General features: G+C 73.6%; 15 protein-coding genes. 7 read left to right on the forward strand and 8 right to left on the reverse strand.

The genetic code is table 11. From position 1 onward, the window contains the following. Positions 1-73 precede the first annotated feature (73 nt). Positions 74-703: a DUF6879 family protein gene (locus SYYSPA8_RS23580; protein WP_323449286.1), complete on the reverse strand. Its 630-nt coding sequence runs from the start codon at positions 701-703 to the stop codon at positions 74-76. Next, on the reverse strand, positions 696-965 hold the full coding sequence (locus tag SYYSPA8_RS23585; RefSeq protein ID WP_323449287.1) for a hypothetical protein: 270 nt from the start codon (positions 963-965) through the stop codon (positions 696-698). Before SYYSPA8_RS23585 ends, SYYSPA8_RS23580 begins: the two co-directional genes overlap by 8 nt. A gap of 208 nt (positions 966-1,173) precedes the next feature. On the opposite strand from SYYSPA8_RS23585, the gene SYYSPA8_RS23590 reads away from it, so the two are divergent. Next, on the forward strand, positions 1,174-1,470 hold the full coding sequence (locus SYYSPA8_RS23590; protein WP_323449288.1) for a hypothetical protein: 297 nt from the start codon (positions 1,174-1,176) through the stop codon (positions 1,468-1,470). 64 nt (positions 1,471-1,534) lie between these two features. Here SYYSPA8_RS23590 and SYYSPA8_RS23595 read toward each other — a convergent pair whose 3' ends face one another. Both SYYSPA8_RS23595 and SYYSPA8_RS23600 read right to left on the reverse strand, forming a co-directional pair. Further along, a complete protein-coding gene (locus tag SYYSPA8_RS23595; protein ID WP_323449289.1) occupies positions 1,535-2,050 on the reverse strand; it encodes an EF-hand domain-containing protein in 516 nt (171 codons plus the stop codon). Positions 2,051-2,199: 149 nt separating this feature from the next. Next, entirely contained in the window at positions 2,200-2,577 is a 378-nt protein-coding gene (locus SYYSPA8_RS23600; RefSeq protein WP_323449290.1) for an STAS domain-containing protein, read from the reverse strand. A 283-nt stretch (positions 2,578-2,860) separates the two neighbouring features. Between SYYSPA8_RS23600 and SYYSPA8_RS23605 the strand changes: the two genes are divergently transcribed. After that, positions 2,861-3,439: a sigma-70 family RNA polymerase sigma factor gene (locus SYYSPA8_RS23605; RefSeq protein ID WP_323449291.1), complete on the forward strand. Its 579-nt coding sequence runs from the start codon at positions 2,861-2,863 to the stop codon at positions 3,437-3,439. Next, positions 3,436-4,788 carry a zf-HC2 domain-containing protein gene (locus SYYSPA8_RS23610; protein WP_407706066.1) on the forward strand — a complete coding sequence of 451 codons (1,353 nt, stop codon included), beginning with the start codon at positions 3,436-3,438 and terminating at the stop codon, positions 4,786-4,788. The genes SYYSPA8_RS23605 and SYYSPA8_RS23610 overlap by 4 nt, the downstream gene beginning before the upstream one ends. Before the next feature lie 98 nt (positions 4,789-4,886). On the opposite strand, the gene purU is transcribed toward SYYSPA8_RS23610, so the two are convergent. Continuing rightward, the gene (gene purU / locus SYYSPA8_RS23615; protein WP_323449292.1) at positions 4,887-5,738 is read right to left on the reverse strand and encodes a formyltetrahydrofolate deformylase; all 852 of its coding nucleotides are present in this window, start codon (positions 5,736-5,738) and stop codon (positions 4,887-4,889) included. Between the two features lie 73 nt (positions 5,739-5,811). Further along, a complete protein-coding gene (locus tag SYYSPA8_RS23620; protein WP_323449419.1) occupies positions 5,812-6,258 on the reverse strand; it encodes an SCO4402 family protein in 447 nt (148 codons plus the stop codon). A 179-nt stretch (positions 6,259-6,437) separates the two neighbouring features. Here SYYSPA8_RS23620 and SYYSPA8_RS23625 point away from each other — a divergent pair, with 179 nt between their 5' ends. Continuing rightward, positions 6,438-7,799: an ABC transporter substrate-binding protein gene (locus tag SYYSPA8_RS23625; RefSeq protein ID WP_323449293.1), complete on the forward strand. Its 1,362-nt coding sequence runs from the start codon at positions 6,438-6,440 to the stop codon at positions 7,797-7,799. A 97-nt stretch (positions 7,800-7,896) separates the two neighbouring features. Here the strand turns inward: SYYSPA8_RS23625 and SYYSPA8_RS23630 are convergent, their stop codons facing one another. Both SYYSPA8_RS23630 and SYYSPA8_RS23635 read right to left on the reverse strand, forming a co-directional pair. Continuing rightward, positions 7,897-9,795: a hypothetical protein gene (locus tag SYYSPA8_RS23630; protein WP_323449294.1), complete on the reverse strand. Its 1,899-nt coding sequence runs from the start codon at positions 9,793-9,795 to the stop codon at positions 7,897-7,899. 140 nt (positions 9,796-9,935) lie between these two features. After that, positions 9,936-11,318, reverse strand: coding sequence for a tetratricopeptide repeat protein (locus SYYSPA8_RS23635; RefSeq protein ID WP_323449295.1), 1,383 nt, complete (start codon positions 11,316-11,318; stop codon positions 9,936-9,938). 399 nt (positions 11,319-11,717) lie between these two features. Here SYYSPA8_RS23635 and SYYSPA8_RS23640 point away from each other — a divergent pair, with 399 nt between their 5' ends. From SYYSPA8_RS23640 to SYYSPA8_RS23650, 3 genes are all read left to right on the forward strand, one after another. After that, positions 11,718-12,413, forward strand: a complete 696-nt coding sequence (locus tag SYYSPA8_RS23640; RefSeq protein ID WP_323449296.1) for a bifunctional DNA primase/polymerase — start codon at positions 11,718-11,720, stop codon at positions 12,411-12,413. Positions 12,414-12,595: 182 nt separating this feature from the next. Beyond that, entirely contained in the window at positions 12,596-13,468 is an 873-nt protein-coding gene (locus SYYSPA8_RS23645) for an ABC transporter ATP-binding protein (protein ID WP_323449297.1), read from the forward strand. Beyond that, positions 13,465-15,126: a transporter gene (locus SYYSPA8_RS23650; RefSeq protein ID WP_407706067.1), complete on the forward strand. Its 1,662-nt coding sequence runs from the start codon at positions 13,465-13,467 to the stop codon at positions 15,124-15,126. The genes SYYSPA8_RS23645 and SYYSPA8_RS23650 overlap by 4 nt, the downstream gene beginning before the upstream one ends. The last annotated feature ends 138 nt before the right edge of the window (positions 15,127-15,264 follow it).

Genomic DNA, 15,264 nt, shown 5'->3' on the forward strand with positions numbered 1-15,264 from the left:
CCCGCGAGGTACCCGACAGCTCGGAACGGATCCCGTCGCCCCCGGGTCCGCCGCCTCCCCCTGTACCGATGGGTCAGCCCGCCGTGGGCCGGGGTGGAGGCAGCGCACTCACCCAGCGGTCGACGCAGGCCGGCAGGTCCTCGCCCGCCTCGAAGAGGTCCCGGATGAACCGCTCCCAGCCCTGGACGGTCTCCGTGCCGAGGAAGCGGACCGCCCCGTCCAGTACACCGGCCTCCGTGTACTTCACCTCGTAGAGGACCCGCCCCGCGAGAACGACGACCTCGGGGAGCGGCCCGGACTCCTCCCACGCGGCGATCCGTTCGCCGCTGACGACACGTACCGGCATTCCGCACTCGGCCTGTACCCGCAGGGCGTGCAGCTCCCAGTGGAGATACGGGGTCAACGGTTCCTCCACGACCCGGACCCGGTGGAACACACCGCCCCGCGCCCTGTCCTCGCGCGCGACCTTCGCCCAGTGCTCCCGCCGCTCGCCGAGCAGCCGTACCGCCTCGTCCCATTCCCCGCGCCGGAACGCCTCCCAGCTCGGTGACCCCGGCTCCTGGAAGTGCTGCCGCCGCTCGAACTTCCAGTCGTCCTGACCGGTGTTCTCCGCGTCCCGCAGGCGGAAGTCCCGTTGGTAGTCGGACCGGGAGAGGCGTTCGCCCCGGGCTCCGTCGAGCAGGAGCGCGGTGTCGTCACGCATCGGCGATGTCCGGGCCGGCAGCACGCAGGGTCCGGCCGGGGATGACGACGAGCCGTTCGTCGGCGGCGATGGACGCGTCCTCGGGCAGGTGGTCCCGGTAGACGTCGGTCAGATCACGCCCTATGACGGCGATGTCCCCGTTGTCCAGCTCCCAGATGTCCGGGCAGCCGTCCTTGTCCTCGGTGGTGCCCAGTTCCCGCGGCGAGCGGCCCAGCCGACGGACCAGACGGGCGGACGGGTCGGCTTCCCAAGGTCTGGCCATACGACACCCTTCAAGACGTCGGTCGCGCCGGTCACGAGCCATCAGCAGCATAGGACCGGCCCGTCAGCGGGCACAGACACCGCACACGTTCGGGTGGACCGGGTGTCGCACGGCCGCGTGGGGCGGGACGCGCGGAGTAGTTGTACGACCATGGGACTCGGAGACCACGCCAAGAGGATCGATGAATTCATCCGGGAGCACCGCCGCTGTGCGTAGTTGGCACTTCGTCCTGCACACACAGGACCCGTTCACGCCGGAGCAGTCCGACCTCATCGACGGGCTCGACAGCTTCGCCGACGGTTTCCTCGGCCCCGAGAGCGGACCCGGCTACGCCAAGTTCGTCTGCTACTTCCCCGCGCCGAGTCTTCTGGACGCCATGAATCAGGCGCTGGAGCGGGTGGCCGAGGTCCCCGGTGTGCTGATCCGCGGTATCGAGCTGACGCCGTGCTCCTTCGAGCACAACGGTATGGCGACCGCCGCCACCGTGCCCTGGCCGGCCGGGTGAGGCCCGGGTGCGGGCACTCGGGGCAGAGCCCCGCCCGGGGCGGGCGGGGGCGGGGCGGGGTGGGTCAGGGGTGTTCGGGCGTCACGTAGTACGAGGCGAACGCCGCCAGGACGTCTTCCTCCGCGATGCGGCCGTCGCCGTCGGCGTCCAGGGCGCGGCCGGCCTCGGCGGCCAGGGCGGGGTCGACGCCGAGGACGGTCAGGGCGCGGGCGACCGCGTCGGGGGTCAGGCCGGTGCCGTCGGCGTCGGCCACCGCGATGACCGCGTGGAGGAAGGGGCGGGCGATCTCGGCGAACCTCCCCGGGTTGTCGCGGAGGCGCTTGACCGCTCCGGTGACGAACTCCTGACGGGACACCCGCTGGTCCCCGTCCACGTCGGCGATTCCGGCCATGCCCTGCCAGAACGCCTCCGCACCGATGTAGAGGGACTGGCCCTTCTCGCAACGGGCGGTGATGGAGAACTCGGCAAGCAGTGCGGCGGCCGCCCCGCTGAAGTCCTCACGGTCGATGTAGCCATTGCCGTCCTGGTCAAAGGCGGCGAAGCGAGACGCGATCTTGCGCTCGTACTCTGCGCTGTCCATGCGGGGAGCGTAAGGCCACGGAAGGCTGACGCGTGCAAGTACCCGCGAATAAAGGAGAATCGTCCGATAGATCACTCTCTGTGGAAGGGGATGCGCAGGGGACGGAGGAGAAGGCGGTGGAGAGGACGGTGGAAAGCGCCGTCAGGCCGTCAGACGGCCGGGGCGGCGCCGGTCGCCGCCGTGAGGTCCCCGTACACCTCGAAGAGACGGCGGACACCCAGCGACTCCAGGACCCGGCGGACCTGGGTGGCGCCCGCCGGGGCGGTCGCCGGACCGGTCGCCGGGAGGACCAGCCGGAGGCGGCCGCCGCAGGAGTTCAGCAGCCGGCGGGCGGCGATCAGCACCCCCACCCCGCCGGCCTCGCAGGAGGCGACCTCCGTCAGGTCCAGCACCACGTCGCGGCGGCCCGCCGCCACCGCCGCGTGCACCCGGCGGCGTACCTCCGGGCAGGAGGCCGGGTCCCACTCCCCCCGGACGCGCAGCACGGTCCACGGGCCGCTGCGGTCCTCCTCCACCGTGAGCGTCACACCGGGCCTCCTCGTCGTCGGCGAACCGCCGTCCGCACCCAGGCATCCAACCCCATGCCCGGCGCGGACTCCCTGAGGCGCACGGGGCCCCTTTACCATCCCGGCCCCACCCGGGGGGCGCACTTGACGCAAAGGGGCGTGCGGAGACCGGGGTGCGCATTACATTCACAGCGGAGAGGACACACGGCGACGGGCACGGGAACGGGTACGGGAGCGCGCACAGGCACCGGACGACACACAGGACACACAGGCACGACGACACACCGCAGGGCTTGGGGGCCGGATGGCACGGGACGCAGCGCCACGCTGGGACCGGAGGATGCAGCAGCGACTGGCGCGCGGCGAGGCCGCCGCACTCGGTGAGCTGTACGACAGGTTCGCCTCGCTCGTGCACATGCTGGCGCTGCGCGTGCTCGACGACGAGGACGCCGCCGACCAGGTCACCCGTGAGGTGTTCGGCTACATCTGGGAGAACCCCGACGCGTACGACCCCAAGCAGGGCTCGATGCGTTCCTGGGTCGCCAAGCTCACCAACAGCCAGGCCGTCCACCGGCTGCGGCAGAGCGAGGCCGCGTCGGTCGCGGACGGCAGCGGCTCCCCGGAGGAGCTGGAGCTGAAGGTGCGCCGGGCGACCGTCGCCGCCCGTGCCGACTACATCGTCACCTCGATGCCCGCGCCGCTGCGGGCCGCGCTGGAGCTGGCGTACCACCAGCGCCGCGACTACCGGGAGACCGCCCGCGACCTCGGGGTCAGCGAGGACGAGGCCCGGCGCCGGCTGCGGCTCGGGCTCCAGCTGCTCTCCACGGCGCACGCCCGCCCGCTGGAGCGGTCCTCGCCACCCGGGTACGGCCGGCCGTGGTGAGCGGCACCCCCGGGCATCCGGGCCCAGGCGGCGGGCGCGAGGGAGAGGAGTGGGAGGGGCGGGACGAGCGGGAGGACCGGGGCGGCCGGACGCGGATACCGGCTCCCCGCACCGCCGCCGACGATCTCGATCCGCCCCCGTCACCGGCCCCCGACCCGCCGTACGGCACGACCGGGCCGCAGACCACTTCGCCGAAGGCCGATATGTCCGCACCACCCACCGACAGTTCCGGCAGCCCGTCGGACGGCGACACCGACGACCACGGCGTCCTCAAATCCTTCCTCGGCGCGTGGGCGCTGTCCGCCTGCTCGCCCGAGGAGAGCGCCGCCGTCGAGGCCCACCTCGGCGAGTGCGCGCCCTGCGCCGACGAGGCGTTGCGGCTGCGGGACGCCGTCGCCCTGCTCCACACCGAACGGGATCTGGACCTCGATCCGCTGCTGCGGTTCCGGGTGCTGGAGAACTGCCTGGGCCGCCGGCCCGCCCGGATCCCGGTGCCGGAGTGGGCCACCCCGTACGACGCGGAGACCGCGCGGCTGGACGCCCTGCTCCGCGACATAGGCGAGGCGGAGTGGAACCGCCCGGTCCGGCTGCGCTGGTTCGAGGCCGAGGAGCATGTCTCCCGCACCACCACCGTGGCCGGTGCCATCGGCCATCTGATGACCATGGACGGGCTGGTCGCCGGGGCCCTCGGGCTCGACGACCCGCTGGGCCGGGACGCCCCGTCGGCGCCCGTGGAACGGACCGAGAAGTTCTGGCGGGCCGAGGGCCACCCCGTCGCCAGCGAGGTCCACGGCCCCTGGCGGAGCCAGAGCCACACCCTGATCCGTACGGTGTCGTTCGCGAGCCGCGGGGTGGCCGAGCTGTCCGTCTCGTACGGCGACTTCTCGCTGCCGCTGCGCGATTCCCTGCTGGACCGCGCCTTCGAGTGCTGGATACACGCCGACGACATCGCCGACGCCGTGGACTATCCCTACGAGCCGCCCCGGGGCTCCCATCTGCACCGCATGATCGATCTCGCGATGCGGCTGCTGCCCGCCGCCCTCGCCGGACGCCGCCGCGCGGGGCTCGCGGGCCCGGCCAGGCAGCTGGTGACGGCAGGGTCACCGGGCCGCTCGCTCCATCTGGAGATCGAGGGCGCGGGCGGCGGCAACTGGTACATCCCGCTCGACTCCCCGGCCGCGCTGGGCTCCCCCGCCCACACCGTGGCGCAGGTCGCGCTGGACCGGATCGAGTTCTGCCAGCTCGTCGCCGGGCACGTACCGCCGGACGAGGCCGCCGTCGGACAGGACGGGGACCGCGAGGCGGTACGGGACGTCCTCTTCGCCGCCGCCTCCCTCAGCCGGATATAACCGGACGGCCGGACGGACGGACAGTGGGATGAAACGGAGAGTGGGGCGGGCCGGCGGGCGGACGGCCGGGGACCGAGCGCGACCGGCGGGCGCTGGTCTCAGTCGAAGACGACCGTACGCCGGCCGTTGAGCAGGATCCGGTGCTCCGCGTGCCACTTCACGGCCCGCGCCAGCGCCTGGCACTCCACGTCCCGGCCCACCGCCACCAGCTGCTCCGGCGTCAGCCCGTGGCCCACCCGCTCGACCTCCTGCTCGATGATCGGGCCCTCGTCCAGGTCGGCCGTCACATAGTGCGCGGTCGCGCCGATCAGCTTCACGCCCCGGGCGTGCGCCTGGTGGTACGGCTTCGCGCCCTTGAAGCTCGGCAGGAAGGAGTGGTGGATGTTGATGATCCGGCCGCTCAGCTCCTTGCAGAGGCCGTCCGACAGCACCTGCATATAGCGGGCGAGGACGACCAGCTCCACATTCTCCTCGCGGACCAGGTCCAGCAGCCGCGCCTCCGCCTCCGCCTTGTTCTCCCGGGTGACGGGGATGTGGTGGAACGGGACGCCGTACGAGCCGACCAGCTCGGCGAAGTCGCGGTGGTTGGAGACCACGGCCGCGATCTCCACCGGCAGCGCGCCGGTCCGGGAGCGGAACAGCAGGTCGTTGAGGCAGTGGCCGAACCGGCTGACCATGAGCACGATCCGCATCGGCTCGTCGGCCGCGTGGATCTGCCAGTCCATCTGGAACGAGTCGCCGACGGCGGCGAAGCCGGCCCGCAGCTTCTCCAGGGTCACCGGCCGCTCCGCCGAGAAGTGGACGCGCATGAAGAACAGACCCGTGTCCCGGTCTCCGAACTGCTGGCTGTCCTCGATGTTGCAGCCGGTGATGAAGAGACAGCTCGACACGGCGTGCACGATGCCCTGCTTGTCCGGGCACGAGAGAGTCAGGACGTACTGGTCGGTCATCCTCGTAGGGTGCCACACCGGTGGCACGGACGCGGGCCGCGTCCGCCCAGCGGAACGGGATGCCCGGCGTCCGTCAACCGGTACGGGTCATGATCCGCAGCACATCGAGCGAGCGCGGCGGGGTGTCGGGGTCGTCGCCGTCGTTGGCCGCGAGCCGCGCGTGGGCGTCCCGGCACGCCCGGACCGCCTCCGGCCAGCCGTGGTGGGCCATGAACGCGGAGACCGGGGCGTCCGCCCCCACCTGGTGCAGGATCCGCAGCACCCGCAGCACGGCCACATCGACCAGCGTGGCCTCGGTGGAGTCGCGGAAGATCGTGCCGACGTACTTCTCGGCCGACCAGTTGTCCAGCCAGGTGTCCTCGACCAGGCGGTAGACGGCGTCGGTCACATCGCCGTACCCGTCCACCCCCGCCAGCCAGGTCTCCTGATGGAAGACGGGGTCCGAGAGCATGTGCAGCGCCGACCGCACGTGGGCGCGCCAGCGCCACCAGGGCATGTCATTGAGCGGCATACCGCCCATGGTGGAGGAGCGACGGCCGCGACGGGAAGAGGAACCCGGTCCTTGCTGTTGCTGCACGCCCCCGATCGTACGTTCCGCCCGGATCCGTCCGGACGGGCCCCCGCAATTCACCTCCCCGACACTCCGCGTTGAAGAGCCCACACTCCCGCGTTACCCGGACGGCGGAAATGTGAGGGCCCATGACTGGTAGGCGAAGTTCCTCTTCTTCCCGCCGCAGCCGGAGACCAGCGGCGCACCGGGGCTCCCGGCTCCGCGCGGCCCTGGGTGTGCCGGTGGTCGCCGTGACGGCCGGGGCCCTGCTGATCTCCGGCTGCGGCGGGCTGCCGGGCATCGGATCCGGCGGCTCCCGGGAGCCGGTGACGGTGATGACCTTCGCCCCGGAGCACACCCAGGCCACCAATATGCCGGGCATGCCCGCCATGGCCCACGCCTACGCCCGCTGGGTGAACGACGCGGGCGGGATCGACGGCCATGAGCTGCGCGTCATCACCTGCAACGAGGAGAACACCTCCCGGGGCGCCGTCGCCTGCGCCCGCCGCGCGGTACGGGAGAAGGTCGACGCCGTCGTCGGCTCCTACAGCCAGCACGGCGACGCCTTCATGTCCCCGCTGGAGGTCGCCGGGATCCCCTTCATCGGCGGGTTCGGCCTCTCGAAGGCGGAGTTCGGCAGTTTTCTCTCGTACCCGGTCAACGGCGGTCAGGCCACCCTGCTCGCCGGACACGGTCTCCAGCTCGCGGACGTCTGTGCGAAGGTCGCTCTGGTACGGCCCGACTCGCTCGCCGGGGACCAGCTCGCGCCGCTGCTCAACGCCGGTCTCGCCGAGGCCGGCAACGAGACCACCGACGTGCTCGCGCCCGACGACGCCACCGAGTACACGGAGGCGGCGGCTCAGGCCCGGCGGACCGCGACCGGCGCATCCACGGACACCGGCGCATCCACGGACACCGGTGGGGAGGGCGCCCGGCCCGGCTGTGTCACCGCCGCGCTCGGCGACCGCACCGAGACGTTCTTCGACTCCTTCCGGCGGCTGCCCGACGACGGCGGGCGGGTCCGGGTCTCCTCCGTCATCGGCAGCGTCGGCCAGTCCCTCATCGACCGCACCGGCGGCCGGAACGGGCCGTTCGAAGGCGCGTACATCACCGGCTGGTACCCGGACGCCGGTGACGGCCGGTGGAGCGGGATGCGGCAGGTGATCGACGCGTACGCCTTCGGGGACAACCGGATCGACCCGGCCGACGCGGGGGTGCAGACGACCTGGATCGCCTACACCGTGCTGCGGTCGGTGGTCGAGTCGCTGGACTCCGACACCGTCCGGGCCGGGGACATCACCCGGGCCCTGGACGAAGGGCTGCGGGTGGACACCGGAGGGCTCACGCCCGAGCTGCGCTGGGAGTTCGACGACATGTTCGGGGCGCCGGACTTCCCCCGGATCGTCAATCTGCGGGTGACGTTCCAGGAGGTGCGCAAGGGGCGGCTGGTGGCGCAGCGGGAAGGGTTCGTGGACGTGAGCGAGCCGCTGACCGAGTCCGTGAAGAGTTAGGGCCGGCGAAAACGCAAGACCAAGAAGCAGGACCAGGACCAAGACCAAGACGGGGACAGGGACAGGGACGGGGATACGGGCAGGGCCGGCCGGGTACCTAGAGCTGGTCCGCCGTGCGCGGCGGGAGTCCGTACCGGCTTGCCGTCGGCTTCCACAGCTGAGCCGCCTCCTGTTTGGCCTCGGTCGCCTCGCCGCTGGCGCTGTTGCCCCGGGCGGTCCGGCCCGTGGTGCGGGCCTTGCCCTTCTTGCAGCCCTTGCGGCCGGCGACCTGTTCGGCCCAGGCCGCGTAGTGGTCGTCGGCCTCGGCGGACGCCTCCCACGCCTCGGTCAGCGCCTCCGTCAGGTCCTCGTGCTCGGGCAGCCGGTCCAGGCTCAGCCCGTTCAGCCGGGTGACCAGGGAGCGGCGCTGTTCGGCGGCGGCGCGCAGATCGGTGGCGGCCACGGACAGCTCCGTGCACCGCTTGATGTTCTCCACCGAGCGGATCACGGCGGCGCGGCTGTCGTTGCTGTCGGCGAGGAGCCCGTCGAGGGCCCGTGCCTGGGTCTGTACGAGGTCCTCGGCCGGGGGCGCGGAGGGCGCGGCCCCCGGGGCGGTGCCCTGGCCGGGCGCGGCCGGGGAGGCGGCGGGCCGGTCGTCGCGGGCCGGGTCCTTGCCGCCGTCCTCGTCGCCGGAGAAGAGCAGGGCGCTGACGCCGAGGCCGAGCACCGCGCAGCCGACGACGACGGCCGCGATCACGGGAACCCCGACCGTTCTGCCGGTCCTGCGGCGCTTGGGCGGCTGGGCCCGCCGCCGGGAGCCGCGCCCACCGGGGGCGGGGGCGGGGACCGGCGCCGGGGCGGGCGGCTGCGGGCCGCCCGGCCGGGGGCCCTGCCCGGCGGTACGGAAGAGGTTGTCGAACTCGGCGGGTGTCCGGCGGTCGTCCGGGGACGCGGCGCCGGGCTGCGGGGTGTCGGCGGGGGCGCCGGGGCGGATGCCGTAGGGGGCACCGGTCGGCGGGGGCGGTGTCCGCCGGGGTCCGGACGGCCCGGCGGGTGCTGCGGGTCCTGCGGGAATCGGCGGCATGACCCGGGTGGCCGCGTCCTGGTGGTGGCCTCCGGGGGCTCCGGCGGGGCTCTCGGGCGGCAGCGGCCCCGCGCCCACCGGCGGGATCACCTGGGTGGCGTCGGCGGCTCCGGCGGGCATCTGCGGCGGCAGGGGTCCCGCGCCGACGGGCGGGATCACCTGCGTGGCATCCCCGGAACCGAAACCGGAACCGGAACCGGCGGCCGGCACCGGCGGGATGACCTGGGTGGCGTCGGCCGCGCCCAGGGGACCCGGGCCGGAGGCGTATGGATTCTGCGCGGCGGCGCCCCCGTACGGATCGGCCCCGTGCGGATCGGCGGCGTACGGACTCGGCATGTGCGGACTCGCCGTGTGCGGGTCGGCGGCGTGGCGGCCTGCGGCATGCCGGCCGCCGGACGGGGGACCGGGGGCGTACGGGCCCGCGGCCCGCGGGCCGGCCCCGTACGGATCCGTCCGGTGCCGGCCGGTCCCGAACGGGCCGGGGGTGTGCGTCGGCTGCGCGGGCGGCAGCGGCTGGGAGCGCACCCCGGGGGCGTCGCCCCGCCCGGGCCCGCCGAAGCCGCCGTGCACGTCTCCGTATCCGTCTGCGAAGCCGCCGTGCACGTCTCCGGAGCCGCCGCCGTACCCGGGTACGGGCCCCGCGGGCGGCAGTGTGCCCGGGGCGCCCGGTCCGGGCGGGTACGGCTGCCCGGCAGAGTGCGCCCCGGCCGGCCGGTCCCACCAGTCGTCCGCCGCTTCGGCGTCCCCCGGCGGAAGCTGTCCCGGCCGCTGTCCCGGCTGCTGTCCGGCGGCGGGGAGGGCGTCCGGGTCCTGTCCCGGCGGGCGGGCGCCCGGCGGGACCCAGGGTGCGGAGCCGTCCGAGGGGAGGACCACACCCTCGTGGGCGGGGCGGGCGGCGGGGCGGCGGTCGTCACCCTGTCCGCTGTGCGTCACCGGGACTCCTCCATCAGACAGAACCTACGGAACCGTCGGGTCACGCTACCCGGTGCCCCGGCTCCCGCCGTACCGGCACGGCGGGGCCGGGCCCCTCGGCCCGCCTCAAGTCCCAGCTGGGACGGGCCCTGTGACAGTGGTCACGCGGCCTGGAGCTCCACCCGCGCGCCGAATTCACGGACCGCCGGCTCGTCCGCGTACGGCTCCAGCCGCTGCTGGAGATCCTCCAGATACTCCGCTCCCCGGGTGGAGCGGAGCCGCCCGAGCAGCTCGACGGCGCGCGTGCCGGTGTGGCACGCCTGTTCCACCTCCCGCTGCTGCACCTGCGCGGACGCGAGGAGGACCAGCCCGATCGCCCGCCGCCGGGCCCGGGATTCGGGATGCCCCTCCAGGGCGTCGGTCGCCTGCCGGGCCGCCGCCTCGCCCTGCCCCAGATCGCGGTAGCAGTGGGCGAGTTCGTCCGCGAGGTAGGCGCGGTCGAAGTGGGCGATCCAGTCGGGGTCGTCGCCGGTGGCGGGCTCGGCCCGCTCCAGTGCGGCACTCGCCCGGCCCGCCACGGTCTGGCAGGTGCGGGCGTCCCCGAGGAGGGCGTGCCCGCGCGCCTCGGCCGCGTAGAACATCGCCTCGGCGCGGGGCGTGACATGCCCCCGCGCCCCTTCCTGGGCGGCGCGCGCCAGTTGGGCGATCTCGCGGGGGTTGCCGAGCTGGGCCGCGAGATGGCTCATGGAGGCCGCGAGCACATAGCCGCCGTACGCGCGGTCGCCCGCCGCCTGGGCGAGCCGCAGCGCCTGGATGTAGTAGCGCTGGGCGAGCCCCGGCTGTCCGGTGTCGACGGCCATGTACCCCGCCAGCTCGGTGAGGCGGGCGACCGCCGCGAACAGTTCGCGGCCGACGGACTCCCGGTACGAGCCGGAGAGCAGCCCGGAGACGACGGAGTTGAGGTAGTGGACGACGACCGGGCGGACGTGTCCGCTGCCGAAGCGGTGGTCGAGGTCGGTGAGGGCGCGGGTCATCGCCCGGACCGCCTCGACGTCGGAGGCGCCGACCCGGGCCCCCGCCGTCCGTGCGACCTGGGTGTCCGCGCCGGTGATCAGCCAGTCACGGCTGGGTTCGACGAGCGCGGACGCGGCGACCGAGGCGCCGGAGAGGAAGTCGCGGCGGCCGACGTCGCTCCGCCACAACTCGCAGACCTGCTCGATCGCCCCGAGGACGGTCGGGGAGAACTGGAGGCCGACGCCGGATGCGAGGTTCTTGCCGTTGGCCATGCCGATCTCGTCGATCGTGACCGTACGGCCGAGTTTGCGGCCGAGAGCCTCGGCGATGATGCCGGGCGCCCGGCCGCGCGGCTGCTGTCCGCGCAGCCAGCGGGCGACGGATGTCTTGTCGTACCGCAGGTCCAACCCGCGTTCCGCGCCGACCATGTTGACGCGACGGGCGAGCCCGGCGTTGGAACACCCGGCTTCCTGGATGAGCGCCTGCAACCGTTCGTTCGGTTGTCGGGCGACGAGAGGCCTGGCTGCCATGAAAACCCCCTGAGCCGTGGTGATCCACGCAGGGATCACTTCCCGGCTGATAAGCGGAGAATGCAGAATTGACGGACTTGGTCTGGTTTTTCCAAAGGCGCTACCTGTCGGACGCGCCCGCCCCTCCAGGGGTCACCACCGCCGGCGTCCTTCGGCGGACCGGGGGTACGCCCCCGGACGACCGGCGGCGGCTCCTCGCGATCCGGATGCGCGGCGGCGTGACCCCTCCCCGGCACGGGCGACATCTCGCCCCTCTTGTACACGTAGCTACCCGCCGCCGTGGCCCGTCTCCGCGCGCGCCCCCGTCCGTGCATCGATGCGCCCCATATGCGGGATCATGAGCGCGGGCAAGCCGTAGGGTGCCCGTAACCCAAGGTGACGGCGAGAGTTGAGAGGGACGTGGAAGAGACCATCGGAGTCGAGAAGACCAACGGAGCCACGGAGGCCGCGCGGATTCCACGGCAGCGGGGCGGACAACTGCTGGACCACGCGGTGCAGTACACGGAGGAACGGCACTGGGACGTGTTCCCGGGGACCTGGCTGGAGGCGGGCGACGGCAAGGAGCACTGCTCCTGCGGGGACGCCGGCTGCGAGCTGCCGGGCGCGCACGCGGACGGGCCGGACTGGGCGAGCCAGGCGACGGGGAGCGCCACCGCCGCCCGCAGGATGTGGGGCAAGCACCCGAAGGCGTCGATCCTGATGCCGACGGGCCGGACGTTCGACGTGCTCGACCTGCCGGAGTCGGCGGGCTTCCTGGCGCTGGCCCGGCTGGAGCGGATGGAGCTGCCGCTCGGCCCGGTGAGCTGCACGCCCGACCGCCGGATGCTCTTCTTCGTCCTCCCCGGGGCGACGGCGAAGGTGCCCGACCTGATCCGGGGGCTCGGCTGGTCACCGAGCGCGCTGGACCTGGTCACGCGGGGGGAGGGGCACTATGTCGCGGCCCCGCCGACCCGGGTCGGCGGCCGGGGTGCGGTGCAGTGGGTGCGGCGGCCCACGGACACCAACCGGTGGCTGCCGGACGCGGAGGAGCTGATCAATCCGCTGGCGTACGCCTGTGGCCGGGACGCGGCGGAGGCCCGCACCCGGGGCGTCTGACTCCCGTGGTTCCGATGATCCCGGCGATGCCGATGATCCCCGACAGCTCCGATCCGATCCGGGGCGTTCCAGGGCATTCCGGATATCTTCGGAGTACTTAATCGGTGCCTACATAAGGTGGACCGTACCGCTGTGCCCGCAACCCGGGCAGGTGGGACACAAGGGACATCGAAAGGGGCGCCATGTCGCACGACCGGGCCACGGGGGCCGTGGAACAGGACACGGGCGGAGCGGCGGGGCGGACGCTGCCGCCCGCGGTTCGCGTGGAGGGGCTGTGGAAACGGTTCGGCGGCCAGATCGCCGTGTCCGGGATCGACCTCACCCTTCCCGCGGGCCGGTTCATCGGGCTGGTCGGGCCCAACGGCGCGGGGAAGACGACGACCCTCTCCATGATCACCGGGCTGCTCCGCCCGGACCAGGGCCGGGTGGAGATAGCCGGGCACGACGTCTGGCGCGACCCGGTCGCGGTCAAGTCCCGGATCGGGGTGCTGCCCGAGGGGCTGCGGCTCTTCGAGCGCCTCTCCGGGCGCGAGCTGCTCGCGTACACCGGCCGGCTGCGGGGGATGCCGGGCGCGGAGGTCGACAAGCGGGCCACCCAGCTGCTCGACGTGCTCGACCTCGCCGGGGCGCAGCACAAGCTGGTGGTGGACTACTCGACCGGCATGCGGAAGAAGATCGGCCTGGCGGCGGCGCTGCTGCACAACCCCGAGGTGCTCTTCCTGGACGAGCCCTTCGAGGGGGTCGACCCGGTGTCGGCGCAGACCATCCGGGGCGTGCTGGAGCGGTACACCGCCTCGGGCGCCACCGTCGTCTTCTCCAGCCATGTGATGGAGCTGGTGGAGTCGCTGTGCGACTGGGTCGCCGTGATGGCGGCGGGCCGGGTCCGGGCGCAGGGGACCCTCGCGGAGGTATGCGGGGACGCGGCCTCGCTCCAGGAGGCGTTCCTGGAGCTGGTGGGGGCGAACGGGCGGGACATCCACGGCCCGTCCCTGGAGTGGCTCGGCGGCGGCAACGGCGCCACAGGCGACACCGGGACCGACGGCGGTGAGCGGTGAGCGTGCCGACCGCGGGAAGCGCCGTCACCCCGGCGGGCACGGACACGCTCCCGCAGCCCCTGGGCACGGCGGCGCTGACCGCCGCGTTCGTCCGGCTGAAACTGTCGCTGCTGCGCAACGGGCTGCGCCAGTCGTCCGCCCGGACCGCCGTCTTCGTGACCTCCCTGGTCCTGGTGCTGCTCGTCGCCGTCGCACAGCTGCTGGGCCTGATCATGCTGCGCGGCCACGAGGACGCCCCGACCCTGGTGGTCGTGCTCCTGGGGGTGCTGGCGCTCGGCTGGGCCGTGCTGCCGCTGTTCTTCCACGCCGGTGACGACACCCTCGACGCGACCCGGCTGGTGATGCTGCCGCTGCGGCCCCGGCCGCTGGTCACGGCGCTGCTGACGGCGTCGCTCGTGGGCATCGGGCCGCTCTTCACGCTCACGCTGGCGGTGGGCTCCGGCATCGCGCTGGCGCACGGCGCGTTCGCCACGGTGGTCGCGCTGATCGCCGTACCGCTGGCGCTGCTGGTGTGCGTGGCGCTGGCGCGGGCGGTGGTCGCGGCCAACACCCGGCTGCTCACCTCGCGCCGGGGCCGTGACATCGCCGTCCTGGGCGGTCTGCTGATCGCCGTCGGCGCCCAGGTGGTCAACTACGGCGTGGCGCGGATCAGCGAGCAGGGGAGCGCCGCGCCGCTGGAGCCGGTGGCGGACGTCGTGCGGTGGCTGCCGCCCGGGTCGGCGGCCGGCGCGATCGACTCCGCGAGCCGGGGTGCGGCCGGCACCGCCGTGCTCCAGCTGGCGCTGACGGCGGCGGCGCTCGTCGCCCTGCTGTGGTGGTGGGAGCGGAGCCTGAGCCGGCTGATGACGTCCCCGGACGGCTCCACGCTCGGCGCCGCCGAGTCCGCCGCCGAGCGGAAGGAGAGCGGTTCGGGGCTGGCCCGGCTGCTGCCCGAGGGGCGTACGGGGACGGTGGCGCTGCGGACGCTGCGGTACGTGTGGCGCCACCCCAAGACCAAGACGGCGTGGGTGTCGTCGCTGGCGGTGGGTCTGCTGCTGCCGCTCGTCGGCGTGCTCCAGGGCTCGGACACGCTCTACGCGACGATCTTCGCGGCCGGGATGCTGGGCATCATGATGTACAACCAGTTCGGCCAGGACGGATCCGCCTTCTGGATGGTCGCGCAGACGATCTCCACCAGCCGGGACGCCCGGATCGAACTCGGGGGGCGGGCGCTGGCGCTGCTGCTGGTCACCCTCCCGTACACGGTGTTCGTGGTGTTCGTGGTGGCGCTGGTGCTGGGCGACTTCGGGGAGCTGGCCCCGGCGCTGGGGCTCTCGTTCGCGGGGCTCGGGGCGCTGTTCGCGACGGGCGCGCTGGCGTCGGCCCGCTATCCGTACTCCATTCCGCAGGAGGAGGCCCACAAGAACGTGGCGCCGGGGCAGGGGGCGCTGGCCTGGCTGTCGCTGCTCGGCGGCATGCTGGTCGCGGGGGCGGTGTGCGCGCCGCTGATCGGCGCCACGGTCTGGCTGCACCTCTCCGGCGGCCACGACCGGCTGTGGCTGGTGCTGCCGGCGGGGGCGGCGTACGGGGTGCTCGTCGGCTGGGCCGGGATACGGGCGGCGGCGCCGCTGACGGTCCGGCGGCTGCCGGAGATCCTCGCGGCGGTCAGCAAGGGCTGACGGCGTTCTCCGGCCGGTGCGCCGGTGTGCCGGTGTCCGGTGGCCGTCGCGTGTCCGCGCACGACGGCCACCGGGTCGCGGATCGTATGCAGTGTGCACCGGATGCCCCCTGCAAGCGATCGTTTCGCGTCGATGCGG

It is taken from the genome of Streptomyces yaizuensis (assembly GCF_034961445.1).
GTDB lineage: Bacteria > Actinomycetota > Actinomycetes > Streptomycetales > Streptomycetaceae > Streptomyces > Streptomyces yaizuensis.

What these genes read in the sequence shown, in the direction of transcription:
- SYYSPA8_RS23625 (WP_323449293.1), top strand. Translation starts at nt 6,438, where the DNA reads ATGACTGGTAGGCGAAGTTCCTCTTCTTCCCGCCGCAGCCGGAGACCA.
- SYYSPA8_RS23645 (WP_323449297.1), top strand. Translation starts at nt 12,596, where the DNA reads ATGTCGCACGACCGGGCCACGGGGGCCGTGGAACAGGACACGGGCGGA.
- SYYSPA8_RS23580 (WP_323449286.1), bottom strand. Translation starts at nt 703, where the DNA reads ATGCGTGACGACACCGCGCTCCTGCTCGACGGAGCCCGGGGCGAACGC.
- SYYSPA8_RS23595 (WP_323449289.1), bottom strand. Translation starts at nt 2,050, where the DNA reads ATGGACAGCGCAGAGTACGAGCGCAAGATCGCGTCTCGCTTCGCCGCC.
- SYYSPA8_RS23635 (WP_323449295.1), bottom strand. Translation starts at nt 11,318, where the DNA reads ATGGCAGCCAGGCCTCTCGTCGCCCGACAACCGAACGAACGGTTGCAG.
- SYYSPA8_RS23605 (WP_323449291.1), top strand. Translation starts at nt 2,861, where the DNA reads ATGGCACGGGACGCAGCGCCACGCTGGGACCGGAGGATGCAGCAGCGA.
- SYYSPA8_RS23620 (WP_323449419.1), bottom strand. Translation starts at nt 6,258, where the DNA reads ATGGGCGGTATGCCGCTCAATGACATGCCCTGGTGGCGCTGGCGCGCC.
- SYYSPA8_RS23585 (WP_323449287.1), bottom strand. Translation starts at nt 965, where the DNA reads ATGGCCAGACCTTGGGAAGCCGACCCGTCCGCCCGTCTGGTCCGTCGG.
- purU (WP_323449292.1), bottom strand. Translation starts at nt 5,738, where the DNA reads ATGACCGACCAGTACGTCCTGACTCTCTCGTGCCCGGACAAGCAGGGC.